Source organism: Arthrobacter sp. LAR12-1-1.1 (assembly GCF_040676555.1).
Lineage (GTDB): Bacteria > Actinomycetota > Actinomycetes > Actinomycetales > Micrococcaceae > Arthrobacter.
This window is the reverse complement of sequence record NZ_JBEGIG010000023.1, coordinates 256,108-272,118: the sequence shown is the minus strand read 5'-3', so window position 1 is coordinate 272,118 and position 16,011 is coordinate 256,108. Positions and strand designations below refer to the sequence as shown.

Genomic DNA, 16,011 nt, shown 5'->3' with positions numbered 1-16,011 from the left:
CATTCCACAATGAGGTAGGAATCATGGGACCCATCACCACCCCGGGCGCGGCAACGCCGGCCCCCAAGACACGCTGGTACAGGCAGCTGTACTTCTGGGTATTGACCGGAATCGTCCTCGGCATTCTCGTGGGCTGGCTCGCGCCCGCCGCCGGCATCGCCCTGGAACCGATCGGCACCACGTTCGTCAACGCCATGAGGATGCTGATCGGTCCCATCGTGTTCCTGACCATCGTCGGCGGCATCGCCAGCGTCGCGGACCTGAAAAAGGTCGGCATGACCGGCCTGAAGGCCCTGACGTACTTTCAGATCGGCACCATCTTCGCCCTGCTCTTCGGCCTGGTCGCCATCAACATCTTCCGCCTCGGCGAGGGCGTCAACGCCGACGCCAGCGCCATCAAGACCACGGACTCCGCGGCCAAGCTCATCGAAACCGGCGCCCACCAGGAATGGTGGCAGTTCCTGACCCACATCATCCCGACCAGCATCGCCGCGCCCTTCGTGGAGGGCGACATCCTCCAGATCATCTTCATCGCCGTGATCTTCGGCATCGCCCTGAACGCCACGGGCAAAGTCGGGGCGCCCGTCCTGGACGGGGTCCAGCGCCTCACCGGGGTCATGTTCAAGATCCTGGGCTTCATCATGAAAGCCGCCCCGCTGGGCGCGTTCGGCGCGATGGCCTTCGCCGTCGGCAAGTACGGCGTCTCGTCCCTCTCCAGCATGGGCGGGCTGATCGCCCTGTTCTACGCCACGTCGATCCTGTTCGTCGTCGTGGTCCTCGGATCCGTCATGGCCTTCCTGAAGCTGAACATCTTCAAGATGATCCGCCACCTCAAGGAGGAGTACCTGCTCATCCTTGGCACCTCCACCGCCGAACCGGCGCTGCCGGGCCTGATGCGCAAGCTTGAGCACGCAGGGGTCAAGAAGGAAACCGTCGGGCTCGTCGTTCCCACCGGCTACAGCTTCAACCTCGACGGCGCCGCCATCTACCTTTCGCTGGCCGCCGTCTACATCGCCCAGGCCACCAACACCGAGCTGACCATCGGCCAGCAGCTGGGCCTGATCGCGGTCATGCTGCTCACCTCCAAGGGCGCGGCCGGCGTCGCCGGCGGCGGCTTCATCGCCCTGACCGCCACCCTGGCCACCATCGGAACCATCCCGGCCGCCGGCATCATGCTCATCTTCGGCATCGACAAGTTCATGTCCGAATGCCGGGCCCTGGTGAACTTCACAGGCAACGCCGTCGCCACCCTGTTCATCGCCTGGTGGGACCGGACGCTGGACGCGGACCGTGTCCGCCGAGTCTTCAACGGCGAAGTGGTTGAGCCCCTGCCCAGCGAGGATCCGACACCCCTCGACGAGTTCACGGACATCGCTGCTGACCTGACCGCCCACGATCCCCGCACGGCCAGTCCCCAGCACGCAGAACCGGCCGACGACGCCCCCGCCTCCAGTGATGACCGGCGCCCTGCCTACTCGAAAAGCATCTGACATGTTCACCACAACCGCCCCGAAACGCGTGCGAGCCCTGATCGCACCCGACAAGTTCAAGGGCAGCCTCACGGCCGGCGAGGTGGCCGATGCCCTGGCAGCAGGACTCCGCTCCGCGTCTGGTTTCACGGGCAGGGCCGGGACGATCCACTGCGAACTGCTTCCACTGGCGGACGGAGGTGACGGCAGCGTCGACGCCGCCGTCGCCTCCGGCTTCACCCGGCGCAGCTACACCGTCTCAGGACCCACCGGCCAGCCCGTCCAGGCCAGCATCGCGTTCGACGGCGCCACCGCCGTCGTCGAGGTGGCCAACACCTGCGGCCTGGGACTCCTGCCCGGCGGAACACTGGATCCGCTGGGTGCCTCCAGCCGCGGCTTCGGCGAAGCTGTCCTGTTCGCCCTGAGCCTGAAACCGGCCAGGATCGTTCTGGCCCTGGGCGGCAGCGCCAGCACCGACGGCGGCATGGGAATGCTCACCGCCCTCGGGTACAGCTTCCGGGACGCCGACGGCCGCCAGCTCTACGGCAGCGGCGGGGCGCTGGCACAGATCCACAGCATCCAGCGGACCGCCCTCCCCGAACTTGCCGACACCGAGCTCGTCGTCGCCAGCGACGTCCACAACCCGCTGCTCGGCGCCCACGGCGCACCGGCGGTCTTCGGCCCCCAAAAAGGCGCCGTACCCGGGGAGATCGCCGCGCTCGACAAAGGCCTCGAACATTTCGTTGAAAGGCTGACGGCGGGAGGATTCGCCGACGCCGAGCGGCTCGCCCAGCACGACGGCGCCGGCAGCGCCGGAGGACTCGGCTACGCGTGCATGCTGCTCGGGGCAAAGCAGGTCTCGGGCGCCGACTACTTCCTGGACCTGCTGGACTTCAACACCCGCAAGGACTGCTGCGACGTCGTCATCACCGGCGAAGGCAGCCTGGACGAACAAACCCTGGCCGGCAAGCTGCCCGCCGCCGTCGCCCGGCGCTCCGGATCCCGTCCGATCATCGCCGTGGCCGGCCGCTCGCTCCTCCCCCGGGAACGGTGGGCCGAAATGGAACTCACCCGGGTCTACACCCTGTCCGACTACACGGACCAGGATTCCGCCAATGACCCCGGCCTTTCCGCCGCGCTGCTCCGCCAAATCGGGAAAGACATCGGGACAAGCCTGCTCTAGCCTTCCCGCAGCGCCACGCAGAAACGCCCGCCCGGGGTAACCCGGGCGGGCATTTCTGGACTCTCGGCGACAGCCGGAGACCCAGAGGGCCAATAAATCAGCCGACTACGGCGCGAGCGTGTGGGCGAGCCCGGCAAGAACCGGCTCGCGGCCCAGCTCGATGTGCGAATACGCCAGCGAATAGGCCAAATCGGGGCGGCCCTTGAGGATGGCATTGCAGAGCTCCACGTGCTCGTCACGCTGGAGCTCATTGCTGCGGTTGTGGGCCAGGCCGAAGATCCAGCGCATGCGGCCAAAGAGCGGCTTGACCGATTCGACAAGCAGACGGTTGCCGGAAAGCCGCACTATCTCGGCGTGGAATTCCGCGCTGAGACTCGCAACCTTCGCCTCCGGACCGTCGTCGATGGCCCGCCGCGTTTCGTCCACGAGTTCCTGCAGCCTTGCGCCGCTTCGACCCCCGGCAACCCGGACCGCCGCGGTCCGCGCGGCGAATGTTTCGAGGCAGAGCCGGACGTCGAATAGTTCGTTGACATCGGTGAGGGTTAGCCGCCGCACCGCCGCGCCCCGGCGTGGGAAAGTTTCAACGAAGCCGTCCTGCTCCAGGCGCTGGATGGCCTCCCGCACGGGAATCCTGGACACGTTGTGAAGTTCTGACAGTTCCCGTTCGCGCAGCCGCATGCCCTGCTCGTATTTACCGGTCACAATCCCCTCAAGGACCAGCTGATACACGTGTTCGGCCCGGACCTCGTCGTCCCGCCCGTTCAGCGCATCCCCCTTCGGTTCAACCACCCTCACACCGCCGTTCATCACTCACCCCGTGGCCCTGGCGGACGGTGCCGCTCAGCATTCCACCTGAGCATACACGTGCCCAACGGCCGGTTCCGGGCACCTTCGGGGACTCCCGCCCAGCCAGCCCCAGGTGACTTCCCGCGGGGAACGGCGGGCTAGCCATGCCGCGGAGGAGCCCAGACCGCTCCATCTTCTGGTATTCCAGATGATGCCTAATTGTGATTTACATCGCACAAATGGTGCTCTAATCTTTGTTTGGTATACAAAACGATGGAGCTTGCTCCTTGGACCCTGAATCGAGCGTTCCCGATGACCCAGCTTCAGTCCGGTGCCACACCAACTGCTGCGAGTCCGTTGCCCGGCGCCAGCGACAGCGACGATGGCAGCAGCGGCGGCAGCCGCCCCTTGTCCCCCGGCGACCAAACCACTCTCTCTGCTGCTCCCGCCCAGGCACGGTCGCTGCTGGCCACGGCCTGGCTGAGGATCCGCAGGAGCAAGATCGCCCTGCTGAGCCTCTGTGTCGTGGTCGCGATTGTGCTCTTTGCCGCACTCGCGCCATTGCTCAGTGCCTGGTCCGGAAATGATCCCTTCACCTCCAACACCGGCCCGGAGGTGCTTGATGACTTCGAAACCCCGGGCCTGCCACTTCCCGGCTACATGTATCCCTCGGAGCAGCATTGGCTGGGGGTAGAACCCGGGCTCGGGCGGGATCTGTTCGCCCGGCTCGCCTTTGGCGGTCAGGTCTCCCTTACCATTGCCCTCCTGTCAACCGCCGTCTCCGTTGTCCTTGGCACTGTGATCGGGGCGGCGGCCGGCTACTTCGGTGGAAGGACGGACGCGATCATCAGCCGCATCATGGATCTCTTCCTCGCCTTCCCGCACCTTCTGCTGGTGCTCTCACTGACGCCGATCCTTCAGTCCCGGCTGCGCGGCACGCCTCTGGGCCAAGGCAGCTTCCTGCCCATGGCCTCGCTGGTGATCATCCTGGGGTTCTTCGGCTGGGCGTATCTTGCCCGGATCGTCCGGGGCCAGGTCCTCAGCCTCCGGGAGCGTGAATTCGTTGAGGCGGCCCGCTCCTTCGGGGCCTCGCACCTCAGCGTCCTGTTTCGGCAGATCATCCCCAATGTCATGGGCGTCGTGCTGGTTTACGCCACCATGCTGATCCCCACCAACATTTCCGCGGAAGCCGCCCTGTCCTTCCTCGGCGTCGGCGTCAAGGACCCGACGCCGTCGTGGGGCCAGATGCTCAACGCCGCCCAGTCCGGCAACTGGTACCTCAGCGATCCATGGTTCCTGGCCGTCCCCGGCGCCATGCTGGTCGTCACCGTCCTGGCGTTCAACCTGCTCGGCGACGCCGTCCGCGATGCCTTGGACCCCAAAGCCTCGCGCCACTAGCACCCATCACCATCACCGACCCCCACATGAGGAGAACCATGAAATACCCATCCAGAGCGCTGGCACTTGCCGTGCTGATCTCCGTGGCCGCCACCGGCTGTGCCGCGTCCCAGGGCCAGCCGGGCGCCACCAAGACCAGCGGTTCGGCAACGGAGCTAGCCGCGGCGGTGGTCAAGCCCCGCTTTGCCACCAAGGGCGGCAACATCAATGTCCTGATGTCCTCCGACTTCCAGACGCTTGACCCTGGAAACAGCAACTACGTCCAGACGGCCAACGTCGGACAGCTGTACTACCGGACGCTCACCATGGCCAAAGAAACTGCGGGCCAGCCGCCCACCATCGTCCCGGACCTCGCCACGGACACCGGAAAGGCTTCGGCCGACGGCCTCACCTGGACGTTCACGCTCCGGGACGGCGTCAAGTTCGAGGACGGCCGCACTATCACTTCCGCGGACGTCAAGTACGGCATCGAACGCACCTTCGCCCAGGACGTGTACACCCAGGCGCCCCAGGAGCTGAATTCCGCGCTCGACGCCGGTGGCTACAAGGGACCCTACAAGGATCCTGCCGCGGTACTCCAGGCAGTCGAGACCCCTAATGAGCGCACTGTCGTGTTCCACCTGAAGAAGCCGTTCGCTGAATTTCCGGCACTGGCCTCACGGTCCAACACCGCTCCCGTGCCCCGGGACAAGGACACCAAGCTGGACTACACGAACCATCCGGTCTCGTCCGGACCGTACATGGTGGAGTCATACAACCGCGGCAAGTCGCTCAAGCTTGTCCGGAACCCGCATTGGGATCCCGCCACGGACCCCAACCGCACTGCCCTCCCGGACACCTTCAACTTCTCGCTGTCCACATCCCAGGCCACCATCAGCCAGCAGCTTCTGGCCAACGCAGACCCCAACGCCATTACCCTGGACTCGAACGGTGCCCTGCAGACCTCGGATTCGGCCAAGCTGGCCGATGCCGAGGTCAAGGACCGCGTCGCGTCGGGACTGCTGGGCTGCAACGACGTGCTGAGCCTGAACACGCAGAAGATCCAGGACCCGGATGTCCGCAAGGCCATTGCGCTGGCCCTGGACCGCCAGTCGATCCTGGTCCAGTACGGCGGACGCCGCTTCGGCGAGCTCACCCAAACGCCGCTGAACGACAAGATGCGCGGGTATGTCGCCCAGGAATTGGAGATCGATCCCAGCGGAAAGCCCAAGCTGGATGAGGCCAAGAAGCTCCTCGAAGGCAAGACGTACCCCAAGTCCCTCACCTTCGGCTACGCCAACAACCGGGACGCCTACAAGAACACGGGCACCGTGGTCCAAGAAAACCTCAAGGCCCTGGGCATCGACGTGCAGCTGGTGCCGATTCCGGCCCCGAACTACTACTCCGTCATGGCCAGCGAGCAGCTGCCGGACATCGGACGGTCAGGCTGGTGCGGGGGCGCCGATCCCGCTTCGATCCGGACCTCGGCCGACCCCATCCTCGGTCCGAACAACGACGGCACCACGTACGGATTCTCCAACACCTCCCGCTACTTCGACCCTCAGGTATCCAAGGCCATGTTTGAGCTGCGGGACACCGCGGGGACCTCGGAGGAGCTGGGCAAGAAGTGGTCCGAGGAGTTCGGAAAGGCCCTGAAGACCTACCCGATCATTCCGCTCGTTCGTAGCCACACGAACAGCGTCGTCGGTTCCAATGTCCGCAACGCCCAGGTGGGCTACTTCTTCGGCGGCATCGACCTGTCGATCGTCGGCGTCGAGCACTAACCGGTCCTCACAGAAGGAGACGCGGGCCGCCCGGATTCAGGCGGGCGGCCCGCAACCACAATGATCAGATTCATACTTCGCCGGACAGGCTCCCTGGTCCTGCTACTCATAGCCGTCAGTTTCATCACCTTCACTCTGTTCCAGCTCGGTCCGGCAGACCCGGCCTCGGCCGCTTGCGGCCAGGAATGCACCCCGGAACGTGTCGCCGAGGCTCGCGTAGCCCTCGGCATGGACCAGCCGTTTTTCATCCAGTACGCCGATTACATGCGCGGGCTGGTTTCACCGCGCATGATCGGCGCCCCCGGCTCCGAATCCGTGTGCCGGTGGCCCTGCCTCGGCAAATCGTTCCAGACGAATGAGAACGTCTCGGACATCATCAGCCGGTCCCTGCCCTACACGCTCTCGATGGCAGCTGGCGCCCTGGTCCTTTGGACGGTTTCGGGAGTGGGCCTCGGCCTGCTCGCAGCCCTCAGGAAGGGCAGTGCCACCGACAAGTTCATCGTCGGCGCCGCCTCCGTGGGCGTCTCGCTGCCGATCCCGGTCACGGGCCTGTTCCTGCTGCTGGTATTCGTCAACCAGCTTCATCTCTTGCCGTTCACCACCAATGAGATCAACAGCCCGTTCGGCTCCCAGGGGCCATGGGCCTGGGTGCTGAACTATCTGCTGCCGTGGATTGCCCTTGCCGTGCTGTTCAGCGCCTCCTATATCCGGGTGACCCGCACCAACATGATTGAAACATTCGGCGAGGATTTCATCCGCACAGCCCGGGCCAAGGGACTGGCCCCGCGGACCGTGACGTTCAAGCACGGCATCCGGGCCGGAATCACCCCGATCGTGACCATGCTCGGCATGGACATCGGTTTGCTGCTCGGAGGCGCCGTCCTCACCGAACAGATCTTCTCCGTGCCGGGACTCGGTTTCACCGCCGTCCGGGCCGCGATTTCCGGCGACCTGCCCGTCACCATGGCCATCACCATGCTGGCCGCTTTCTTCGTGATCGTCGCTAATGTCGCCGTCGACCTCGCCTATGCCGCCATCGATCCCCGAGTGAGGCTCCAATGACCCAGACCCATCCCGGCGCGCCGGCGGCTTTTCCGTCCGCCGTGCCAAACCCTGCAGCGGACGACGGCGGGACCGGCGCCTTCCTGGACGTCCGGAACCTGTCCGTCCGGTTCCCCACCGACGACGGCCTGGTCTCGGCCGTCAACGGCATGGATTTCACTCTCGAGCGCGGGCAGACGCTCGGCATCGTTGGCGAATCAGGATCCGGAAAATCGGTGACGAGCCAGGCACTGATGGGCCTGCTGAAAGGCACCTCGGCCCAGGTCTCCGGCCAGGCACTGTTCCAAGGCAAGGACCTCATCACGCTGTCAGAGTCAGGGATGCGCCAGCTGCGTGGCCGGAACATCGGCATGATCTTCCAGGACCCGCTGTCGGCACTGCACCCGTTCTACACGGTCGGGCACCAAATTGCGGAGGCCTACCTCGTTCACCACCAGGCTAGCAAGAAACAGGCCCGGGCTGCGGCCATCAATATGCTTGGCCGGGTGGGGATTCCCAGCCCCGAGCAGCGCTACGACGAGTACCCGCACCATTTCTCCGGCGGCATGCGGCAGAGGGCCATGATCGCCATGGCCCTCATCTGCGAGCCGGAACTGCTCATCGCGGACGAGCCCACCACAGCCCTGGACGTGACGGTCCAGGCGCAGATCCTGGACCTCATGGCCGAACTCCAGGCGGAAACCAACTCTGCGCTGATCCTCATCACGCACGATCTGGGCGTCGTGGCCGAGGTCTGCGATTCCGTCCTTGTTATGTACGGCGGCCAGTGCGTCGAGTCCGGACCGGTGGACGAGATCTTCCACGACACCCGGCATCCGTACACCCTGGGCCTCCTCAATTCCATGCCGACGCTTGCCGGCACCTCCGGCCGCCTCAATCCGATTCCCGGCCAGCCGCCGTCGCTGCTTGACCTGCCGGCAGGGTGCATCTTCAGCTCCCGGTGCGACTACGCCGCGCTGGCCGGCGCCGACGTCTGCCGGGAGCAGCGGCCCGAGCTCCTGGTGGAGGCCGGCCACGGCAAGCGCTGCCATCTCAGCAGTCCCCAGCTCATCACTATCCGGACTTCGCGTTAGGACCCGCCATGGACAGGCAGCCAATTCTCCAGGTGGAGAACCTCCAGAAGCATTTCCCCGTCAAGGGCGGGCTCTTCTCCCCCGGCGGGCATCGCTCCGTCAAGGCCGTCGACGGCGTCTCGTTCAGTCTCGAACGGGGCCAGACGCTCGGGCTCGTCGGTGAGTCCGGGTGCGGAAAATCCACCACCGGCCGCATGGTCGCCCGCCTGCTGGACCCCACCGGCGGACGGATCGTCGTCGACGGCGTCGACATCAGCCAGCTGGGCGGGCAGGATCTGTACAACTTCCGGCGCAGGGTCCAGATGATCTTCCAAGACCCGTTCGCGTCGCTGAACCCGAGGCAGACTGTCGGTACCGCGATCGCCGCGCCGATGGTGGCGCAGAAGATCACTCCGCCCGCAGGGCTTAGGAACCGCGTCAAAGAACTCATGGAGCAGGTGGGCCTCAAGCCCGAACACTACAACCGCTTTCCGCATGAGTTCTCCGGCGGCCAGCGCCAACGGGTGGGCATCGCCCGGGCCATCTCGCTGAATCCCTCCGTGATCGTGTGCGACGAACCGGTGTCCGCCCTGGACGTCTCCGTCCAGGCGCAGGTGGTCAACCTGCTCCAGGAGATCCAGCGCGAAACCGGTGTCGCGTACATCTTCATCGCCCACGACCTCTCCGTCGTCCGGCACATCTCCCACCAGGTGGCCGTCATGTACCTCGGCAAGATTGTCGAACAGGGCCCCCGCGAGGAACTGTTCCGCCTGCCCCGGCACCCGTACACGCAGGCGCTCCTGTCCGCGGTGCCGCTGCCCGATCCGCGGGCAGCCCGGCAACAGGTGAAGATCCGGCTCCGCGGAGACCTCCCGTCACCGGCCAACCCGCCCAGCGGTTGCGTCTTCCGCACCCGCTGCCCGCTGTTCGGCACGCTGCCCGAAAGCCGGCAGCAGCTCTGTATCAGCAACGTTCCCTCGCCGGCCGGCCCAGCCGCCCCGGCCTGCCACCACGCGGGGCTGGCAGCTGCCGTCCCCGCCGGTGTGCAATAGACCCAACACAAAGGAGCATTACATTGAGTACCCTGATCCGCGCCGTCCGTCCCTGGGGACAGGCGCTGAGCGACGTCCTGCTCAAAGACGGCAAGATCGCCGGCATCGAACCGCATGACCCGGCGCGAACGCCGTCGGACTCATCCGGCACCCCGGGCGAGACAGTCACCGTCGTGGAGGGCCGCGGCCGGCTGCTGCTCCCGTCCTTCTCCGACGTTCACGTCCACCTGGACTCGACCCGCATCGGGCTGCCTTTCCGCGAGCACACCGGCGGTCCCGGCGTCTGGACCATGATGATGAACGACCGGGAGAACTGGCGCAACGCCGAGGTCCCCCTCCAGGAACGGGTCAACAACACACTGGGCCGGATGATCGCGCGCGGCACCACCCGGGTCCGTTCCTACGCTCAGGTCGACGTGGACTGCCGGCTGGAACGGTTCGACGCCGTCCTGGCGGCCAAGGAACAGTTCAGGGACCAAGCCGACGTCGAAATCATCGCATTCCCGCAGGCCGGCCTCCTGCTCGAGGAAGGCACCGTGCCGCTGATGGAGGCAGCGCTCAAGGCCGGGGCCAACGTGATGGGTGGCATTGATCCATGCAGCCTGGACCGCGATCCCGCCCGGCATCTGGACATCGTTTTCGGCCTCGCGGAGAAGTACCAGGTCCCCATCGATATCCACCTGCACGAGCCCGGCGACCTCGGCGTCTTCAGCACGGATCTGGTGCTGGAGCGGACCCGCGCCCTGGGGATGCAAGGCAAGGTCACCATGTCCCATGCCTACCAGCTGGGCAGCGTCTCCGAGGCCACCACGCACCGGCTGATCGAGGAGTTCGCGGAGCTGGACGTCTCGATGGCCTCCGTGGCCCCGGCGGTTTCCGGCCAGCTCCCGCTCCCGCTGCTGGCCGAGGCCGGAGTCCGCGTCGGTCTCGGCGAAGACGGCCAGCGCGACTACTGGTCCCCCTACGGCAACACCGACATGCTGGACCGCACCTGGCAGCTCGCCTTCACGCACGGGTTCCGCAGGGATGAGCTGATCGAACACTGCCTGGCGATCGCCACCGTGGGAGGCGCCAGCGTACTGGATCCGGCCGCCACAAGGCTGAAAGGCACCGCGCACCGGCCGGGCCTTGAGGCCGGCGATCCCGCCGAGCTGCTGCTGGTCGACGGCGAGACGGTCGCCTCCGCCGTCATGGACCGGGGCACCGACCGCACCGTGATCCACCGTGGCCGCATCGTGGCGGACCAACTGCAGTTGCTTCCCTAAGCCCGCAAGAAAAAGTGGCAGTTCCCTCGCCTGAGGGACCTGCCACTTTTCTGTCCTATTACCTGCCTATTACCTGGTTTTAGCTTCCGATGCCGGGATATAGATGAAGACGTGTGTATGGGTTGTGCTCGCTTCCCAGTGCCGGCGGGGCAAATCAGGGGTCGCTTAGCTTTGAAATCTTAGGATCGCTGGAATGTTTGATGTGCGGTCGGGCGCTGGTCCGGAACGGGAAAACAGCTGCTGGCAGCAGCGGTACCGATGCCTGGGTTGCGGGGCGAGCCGCTCGGGCGGAGACCCTGCCGCTCGCCAGCCGGGGCGCCTTTGGACACGATTCCGGCCCTTGGGTCCGGTGTTCGCGGCGTGTCCGTGTCAAAGTGCCCCCGGACCGCAGCCGCCGGGCGAGACCAGGGGAGCCCGAGTCCCATAGCTCAGGGTCCCGGCGGGACACCCCCCCGGCACGCCCGGGATTTACACACGTTTTGTCCTATAAACCCCCGACGCCGGCCGGCTGAACGTCCCCGGCGGAGACCGTTCCTTCCTCGACGGACACGATGCGTCCGTTCACCGCGAAGTACCCTGCCAGCGCCAGCAGCATGGCCACTCCTGCCAAGGCCCAGAACACAGCGTCCCAGCCGCCGGATACGCCATGAAGCAGGGCGGCCCCCAGAGGTCCCAGGGAGGCGAGGGCGAAACCCAGGCCCTGGCTCATCGCCGACAGTTTCCCGGCGGTCTGGGGACCCGTAGATCGGAGCACCACGAGCGCAATGCCAAGCCCGAAGCCCGCGCTCTGGACAACCCCCAAAACACCCACAAGGAGGAACTGCAGCTCAGCCGGGCCCGCCAGCACCCCGAGCAACGCGGCCGCCACGAGCACCCCCAATCCGGGGGCCATGATCCTGAGGACAGCCGGCCGGCCGGCCAACACAGGTGACAGCAGGCTGGCGGGAAGGCCCGCCACGCTGAACCAGGCAAGGAGCGCCGCAGCATCACCGGCAGTGAGGCCCTTCGACACGAGGAGGACCGTCAGCCATGACGTAACCGCGAAATACAGCATCGCCTGGAGACCAAAGAAGGCGGTCACCGCCCAGGCAGTCGCCTGCTGCCGCAGTGTGCGTGCGGCGCGGGTCCGTGCCTCCACGTCAGCAGTCGAGCTGACGGGGACGAGGGCACGTTCAGGGAGAATGGGGACCCCCGGATCCACGGGTCCTGCCCGCCTGCCGCCGTGCCTGAGAATCAGCACTGCCGCCAGCATGGCAGGAATAGCCCACACGGCCAGAGCAGCCTGCAGGCTTCCGCCCAATGCGTGCTGCAGCGGCTGGATGAGTCCTGCCCCGAGTGCCGCGCCGAGACCGAAGCCCATGCTGCACAGCCCCGTCCACCAGCCGGTCCCCTGGTTGGCCTTGACGATCTGGGGCAACAGCACGCTGCCGGTCATGATGGCCATCCCCGCCAGGAAAGTCCCGGGGAGCATGAGCTCCGGCAGCAGCACGCGGGCCGTCAGTGCCACGGCCAGCATCAGCATCGCAAGAGCGACGGCTCGCCCTGCACCCAGACGCCGGGCGAGCCACGGCCCGCAGGGGGCGGAAAGCCCGAAGGCAAACACGGGAAGGGCTGCAAGGAGGGGAATCGTCTGGGCATCTATCCCGAGCCCCTGTTCCAGCTGGCCCATGGATCCGGCAACGCTCGTAATCGCCGGCCGAAGGTTAATGGAGACGAGGCTCAAGGCGATGAGGGTCCATGCGATCTTTGACGCCGCAGGCGTCCGGGGCCGTCCCCGGGGCTCCGCTACCACCCGAGGGCCATCTGCCCCAGCGCGGCCGCGGCAATGAAGGACGCACTGTAAGTCACCAGGGCGACCACGATGATTTTCCAGCTCAGGGACTTCAGCGCCTTGATGTCCCGCCCGACGGTCAGCCCGATCAAGGTCAGCGCCGGCAGTCCGATGAGAATGACGTCCAGGTCTTCGGTCAGCCCCGCGAGGAGTCCCGCGGTGGGCAGGAAAGGCGCCGAAAGCACCGTGGTGACAGTCAGCACCCACACGCTTGATGGCACCGATGGCAGCAGCCGGGTCAGACGGAATGACAGGCCCGTCAGCAGCAACAGGACGATCACGCCCGCCACGTCATTCCAGGCGAAGTTCTTTGTCCCGACGACGTTCATGACCAGGGCCGAGGCTCCGGCGATGGCAAAGGCAAGAATGGTGATCCGCGGCGTCACTTTGAGCGTGGGATCCGCCTCCACTGCTACCGGAGCGGCAAGTTGCGTTGCTGTTGGCAGCACCGGCTTGCTGCGTGCCCCGCGGGTGGACCTGCCGTCGTCGTCTTTTCCGAAGAGGCGGCTCCAGAAGGCGTATAGCCTTCGGCACAGAGGCAGGGACAGGAAGACGCCCGCGTAGAAGCCAACGATGTTCGTGACGAGGTTGGATAAGGCGGCCAGCGCCATGATTTCGCCGGCCTGATCCGGGTAGAGCAGGGACAGCGCCCCGACGCCTCCGAGCATCATCGACGCTGAGCCGAGTCCAAGCCCGAGGGCCAGTGCGCGGGGATCGAAGATATTGAGTCCGCCGAGGAATCCGGCGAGCAGGGAGATGAAAACAGCACCAAAGAGGCTGCCGAGCAACCAGACGGAGAAGACACCCCTGTACTCTCCGGACCGGACCCCGAAGCGCTGTATGGCGAAGGCGAGGAATGATTCGCGGTCGATCGACCAGGTGGCTCCGACCGCTACCCGGCCCAGCCCCATGGCCACGGCAATCGGCAATGCGAGTATGACCGTGCCGAAGATGTGCCCTACTTCCTGCAGAAGGATGGCGGGACCGACCTCGGTGACTTTGGCCAGTGACGGCCCGATCTGGGTGCCGAGCCGGGCGAGGAAGAGGATGATTCCAATCTCCAGGAGCAGCGTGGCAACGGCCCGGCTCGCCCCGGAGACACGGCGGATTCGCTGCGTACCGAAAATTCCACCGATGACGACGGCCCAGATGATGGGGAAGAGGACCACGGCCGCGGGTCCCAGCTGGAACTTGTAGGTGCCAATCAGGACGGCCGTCACTGAGACAAGCATTGACACGGTTACTACCGTCCACCAGTTTCGGCGCGTGATCTGTTGATCCTGGACCGCGGCGGAGGATTGATTGATGAGCTGGGCTTCTGAGGCCATGGGAGTGACTGTCCTTTGGGAAAGACCCGCCACCCGTACTGGGAGGTTGCTGGGTCGCGTGTGTCTGTCGCGTCTAGAGCACAAACCATTTTGTATACCAAAATAGATTAGGCTAGCTGGAGCGAGATGTAAATCACGTTCTAAGTCCCATTTTGAGCCTATATTGGAAGGCGCGGTTCCAGTGACGCCTTTCAGGCTCTAGCTTCGGTATACCAAAGTCGCTATGGTTTGATCTGTGCGGTCCGCCTTAGTGTCCGCCCCCATCACCGAATCGGAGGTTGGTTTGCGCACCAAATTCAGCGCGGAATTCGTGCTCGGGCATGAAGCCGGTCAACACGTCCTTATCCGCAACGGCAGCGTTGTCTATGAGGACGGTCGCATTGTGTACGTCGGGCCGGACTATGAGGGCCCGGCGGACGAGTCGTTCGATCTTGGCCGCTCCCTCATCACGCCGGGCCTGATCGATCTTGACGCCCTCGCCGACATCGATCACCTGCTGATCGACTCGTGGGCGGCCGCGGACCGGGCCAACGGCCTGCAATGGTCCGAGGACTATTTCCACAACCGACGCGCGGACGTTTTCACCGCGGATGAACGCCAGACCGTCCGGAAATACGCCCTGGTGCAGCTGGCCCTGCACGGCGTCACGACATACATGCCCATTGCCTCGGAAATCCATTCCGCATGGGCAGAAAGTTTCGACGAGCTTGCCGGCATGGCTGAAACCTCCCGCGAGATCGGGCTGCGGGGATACCTGGGCCCGGCCTTCCGTTCCGGGGTGAATGTTCTCAAGGGCGATGGGCAACGCGACGTCGCATTCGACGAGGTGGAGGGCCATGCCGGGCTTGCCGACGCCGTTCGATTCCTGGACTACGCAGAGGAGTTGGCGGACCCCCTGGTCAACGGGGTTCTCTTGCCGTGCAGGATTGAAACGCTGACCGCGGAACTTCTGCGCGCAACGGCCGAAATCGCCCGCGAACGGCATGCCCTTGTGCGGTTGCACTGCCTTCAGGGGGCTCTGGAGCGGGAGCTGCTGCAGCGCCGGCACGGGCTGACGCCCCTTCAGCTCCTGAAGCAGACAGGACTTCTGGGCGAGCGTCTTCTCATCCCGCACGGAATCTTCGTGGACCGCAATCCGCTCGTGGATGGCGCCGATCTGGGCGATCTGCAGACCCTGGCGGAGGCCAACGTCTCCATCATCCATTGTCCGCTCACATCCTTCAGGTACGGCATGGCCCTCGACTCGTTCGCGGCCTTCCGGGAGGCCGGCATCAACCTGTGCCTCGGAACGGACTCCTTTCCGCCGGATCTCATCCGGGGCATGGACACGGGCGTGCATCTGGCCAAGCTTCTTGACCACAGGCAGGACGCCGCCCCGGCGGAGCACTACTTTGAAGCCGCAACCCTTGGCGGGGCCCGCGCCCTGGGCCGCACGGACCTGGGGAGGCTGGAAGCTGGCGCCCAGGCCGACCTTGTGGCGTTCTCTCTGGAGGACATCAGGGACGGAGTCCTGGACGATCCGATCCGGACCCTCCTGCTCAACGGAACGGCACGGCAGGCCACCCATTCCGTCGTCGCCGGGCGCCTCGTCATGCGCGACGGCGTCATCCCGGGCATTGATGTCCCGGGCCTGAAAGCCGAGGCCCAACAGCTCTTCGAAAAGATGAAGGAAGCGTATTCGGACCGTGACAGTGAACACCGGACGCCCGGGGAGCTGTTCCCGCCCACTTTTGCCTATTCGCGCGCGGCAGATCCTGGTGGTCTTCGAAAAATAGATGACCTCGTGTGAGTGAAATCCACGCCGGTACCGGCGCAGCGGTCA

Annotated in this window: 12 protein-coding genes; 9 read left to right on the top strand and 3 right to left on the bottom strand. The window is 65.5% G+C overall.

What is annotated here, in order from left to right; translation table 11 throughout:
* Positions 1-23 precede the first annotated feature (23 nt).
* Positions 24-1,490: a C4-dicarboxylate transporter DctA gene (dctA, locus tag MRBLAR12_RS14120; protein WP_229993556.1), complete on the top strand. Its 1,467-nt coding sequence runs from the start codon at positions 24-26 to the stop codon at positions 1,488-1,490.
* 1 nt (position 1,491) lies between these two features.
* Positions 1,492-2,652: a glycerate kinase gene (locus tag MRBLAR12_RS14115; protein ID WP_364746744.1), complete on the top strand. Its 1,161-nt coding sequence runs from the start codon at positions 1,492-1,494 to the stop codon at positions 2,650-2,652.
* Positions 2,653-2,757: 105 nt separating this feature from the next.
* On the opposite strand, the gene MRBLAR12_RS14110 is transcribed toward MRBLAR12_RS14115, so the two are convergent.
* Positions 2,758-3,441, bottom strand: coding sequence for a GntR family transcriptional regulator (locus MRBLAR12_RS14110; protein ID WP_364746742.1), 684 nt, complete (start codon positions 3,439-3,441; stop codon positions 2,758-2,760).
* Positions 3,442-3,750: 309 nt separating this feature from the next.
* Between MRBLAR12_RS14110 and MRBLAR12_RS14105 the strand changes: the two genes are divergently transcribed.
* The 6 genes from MRBLAR12_RS14105 to MRBLAR12_RS14080 are packed head-to-tail and all read left to right on the top strand — an operon-like array spanning position 3,751 to position 11,030.
* Positions 3,751-4,836 (top strand): ABC transporter permease, encoded by a 1,086-nt coding sequence (locus MRBLAR12_RS14105; protein WP_364746740.1) that lies wholly within the window; start codon positions 3,751-3,753, stop codon positions 4,834-4,836.
* Between the two features lie 38 nt (positions 4,837-4,874).
* Positions 4,875-6,599, top strand: coding sequence for an ABC transporter substrate-binding protein (locus MRBLAR12_RS14100; RefSeq protein WP_364746738.1), 1,725 nt, complete (start codon positions 4,875-4,877; stop codon positions 6,597-6,599).
* A 60-nt stretch (positions 6,600-6,659) separates the two neighbouring features.
* Positions 6,660-7,661 carry an ABC transporter permease gene (locus MRBLAR12_RS14095; protein ID WP_364746736.1) on the top strand — a complete coding sequence of 334 codons (1,002 nt, stop codon included), beginning with the start codon at positions 6,660-6,662 and terminating at the stop codon, positions 7,659-7,661.
* The gene (locus tag MRBLAR12_RS14090) at positions 7,658-8,734 is read left to right on the top strand and encodes an ABC transporter ATP-binding protein (protein WP_364746734.1); all 1,077 of its coding nucleotides are present in this window, start codon (positions 7,658-7,660) and stop codon (positions 8,732-8,734) included. Before MRBLAR12_RS14095 ends, MRBLAR12_RS14090 begins: the two co-directional genes overlap by 4 nt.
* An 8-nt stretch (positions 8,735-8,742) precedes the next feature.
* Positions 8,743-9,765 (top strand): ABC transporter ATP-binding protein, encoded by a 1,023-nt coding sequence (locus MRBLAR12_RS14085; RefSeq protein WP_364746732.1) that lies wholly within the window; start codon positions 8,743-8,745, stop codon positions 9,763-9,765.
* Between the two features lie 23 nt (positions 9,766-9,788).
* Positions 9,789-11,030: an amidohydrolase gene (locus MRBLAR12_RS14080; RefSeq protein ID WP_364746730.1), complete on the top strand. Its 1,242-nt coding sequence runs from the start codon at positions 9,789-9,791 to the stop codon at positions 11,028-11,030.
* A gap of 484 nt (positions 11,031-11,514) precedes the next feature.
* On the opposite strand, the gene MRBLAR12_RS14075 is transcribed toward MRBLAR12_RS14080, so the two are convergent.
* Entirely contained in the window at positions 11,515-12,753 is a 1,239-nt protein-coding gene (locus MRBLAR12_RS14075; RefSeq protein WP_364746728.1) for an MFS transporter, read from the bottom strand.
* Between the two features lie 62 nt (positions 12,754-12,815).
* Positions 12,816-14,189: a DUF3100 domain-containing protein gene (locus MRBLAR12_RS14070; RefSeq protein ID WP_364746726.1), complete on the bottom strand. Its 1,374-nt coding sequence runs from the start codon at positions 14,187-14,189 to the stop codon at positions 12,816-12,818.
* Between the two features lie 283 nt (positions 14,190-14,472).
* On the opposite strand from MRBLAR12_RS14070, the gene MRBLAR12_RS14065 reads away from it, so the two are divergent.
* The gene (locus tag MRBLAR12_RS14065) at positions 14,473-15,978 is read left to right on the top strand and encodes a chlorohydrolase family protein (protein ID WP_364746724.1); all 1,506 of its coding nucleotides are present in this window, start codon (positions 14,473-14,475) and stop codon (positions 15,976-15,978) included.
* Positions 15,979-16,011: the final 33 nt, after the last annotated feature.

What these genes read in the sequence shown, in the direction of transcription:
- dctA (WP_229993556.1), top strand. Translation starts at nt 24, where the DNA reads ATGGGACCCATCACCACCCCGGGCGCGGCAACGCCGGCCCCCAAGACA.
- MRBLAR12_RS14115 (WP_364746744.1), top strand. Translation starts at nt 1,492, where the DNA reads ATGTTCACCACAACCGCCCCGAAACGCGTGCGAGCCCTGATCGCACCC.
- MRBLAR12_RS14105 (WP_364746740.1), top strand. Translation starts at nt 3,751, where the DNA reads ATGACCCAGCTTCAGTCCGGTGCCACACCAACTGCTGCGAGTCCGTTG.
- MRBLAR12_RS14100 (WP_364746738.1), top strand. Translation starts at nt 4,875, where the DNA reads ATGAAATACCCATCCAGAGCGCTGGCACTTGCCGTGCTGATCTCCGTG.
- MRBLAR12_RS14095 (WP_364746736.1), top strand. Translation starts at nt 6,660, where the DNA reads ATGATCAGATTCATACTTCGCCGGACAGGCTCCCTGGTCCTGCTACTC.
- MRBLAR12_RS14090 (WP_364746734.1), top strand. Translation starts at nt 7,658, where the DNA reads ATGACCCAGACCCATCCCGGCGCGCCGGCGGCTTTTCCGTCCGCCGTG.
- MRBLAR12_RS14085 (WP_364746732.1), top strand. Translation starts at nt 8,743, where the DNA reads ATGGACAGGCAGCCAATTCTCCAGGTGGAGAACCTCCAGAAGCATTTC.
- MRBLAR12_RS14070 (WP_364746726.1), bottom strand. Translation starts at nt 14,189, where the DNA reads ATGGCCTCAGAAGCCCAGCTCATCAATCAATCCTCCGCCGCGGTCCAG.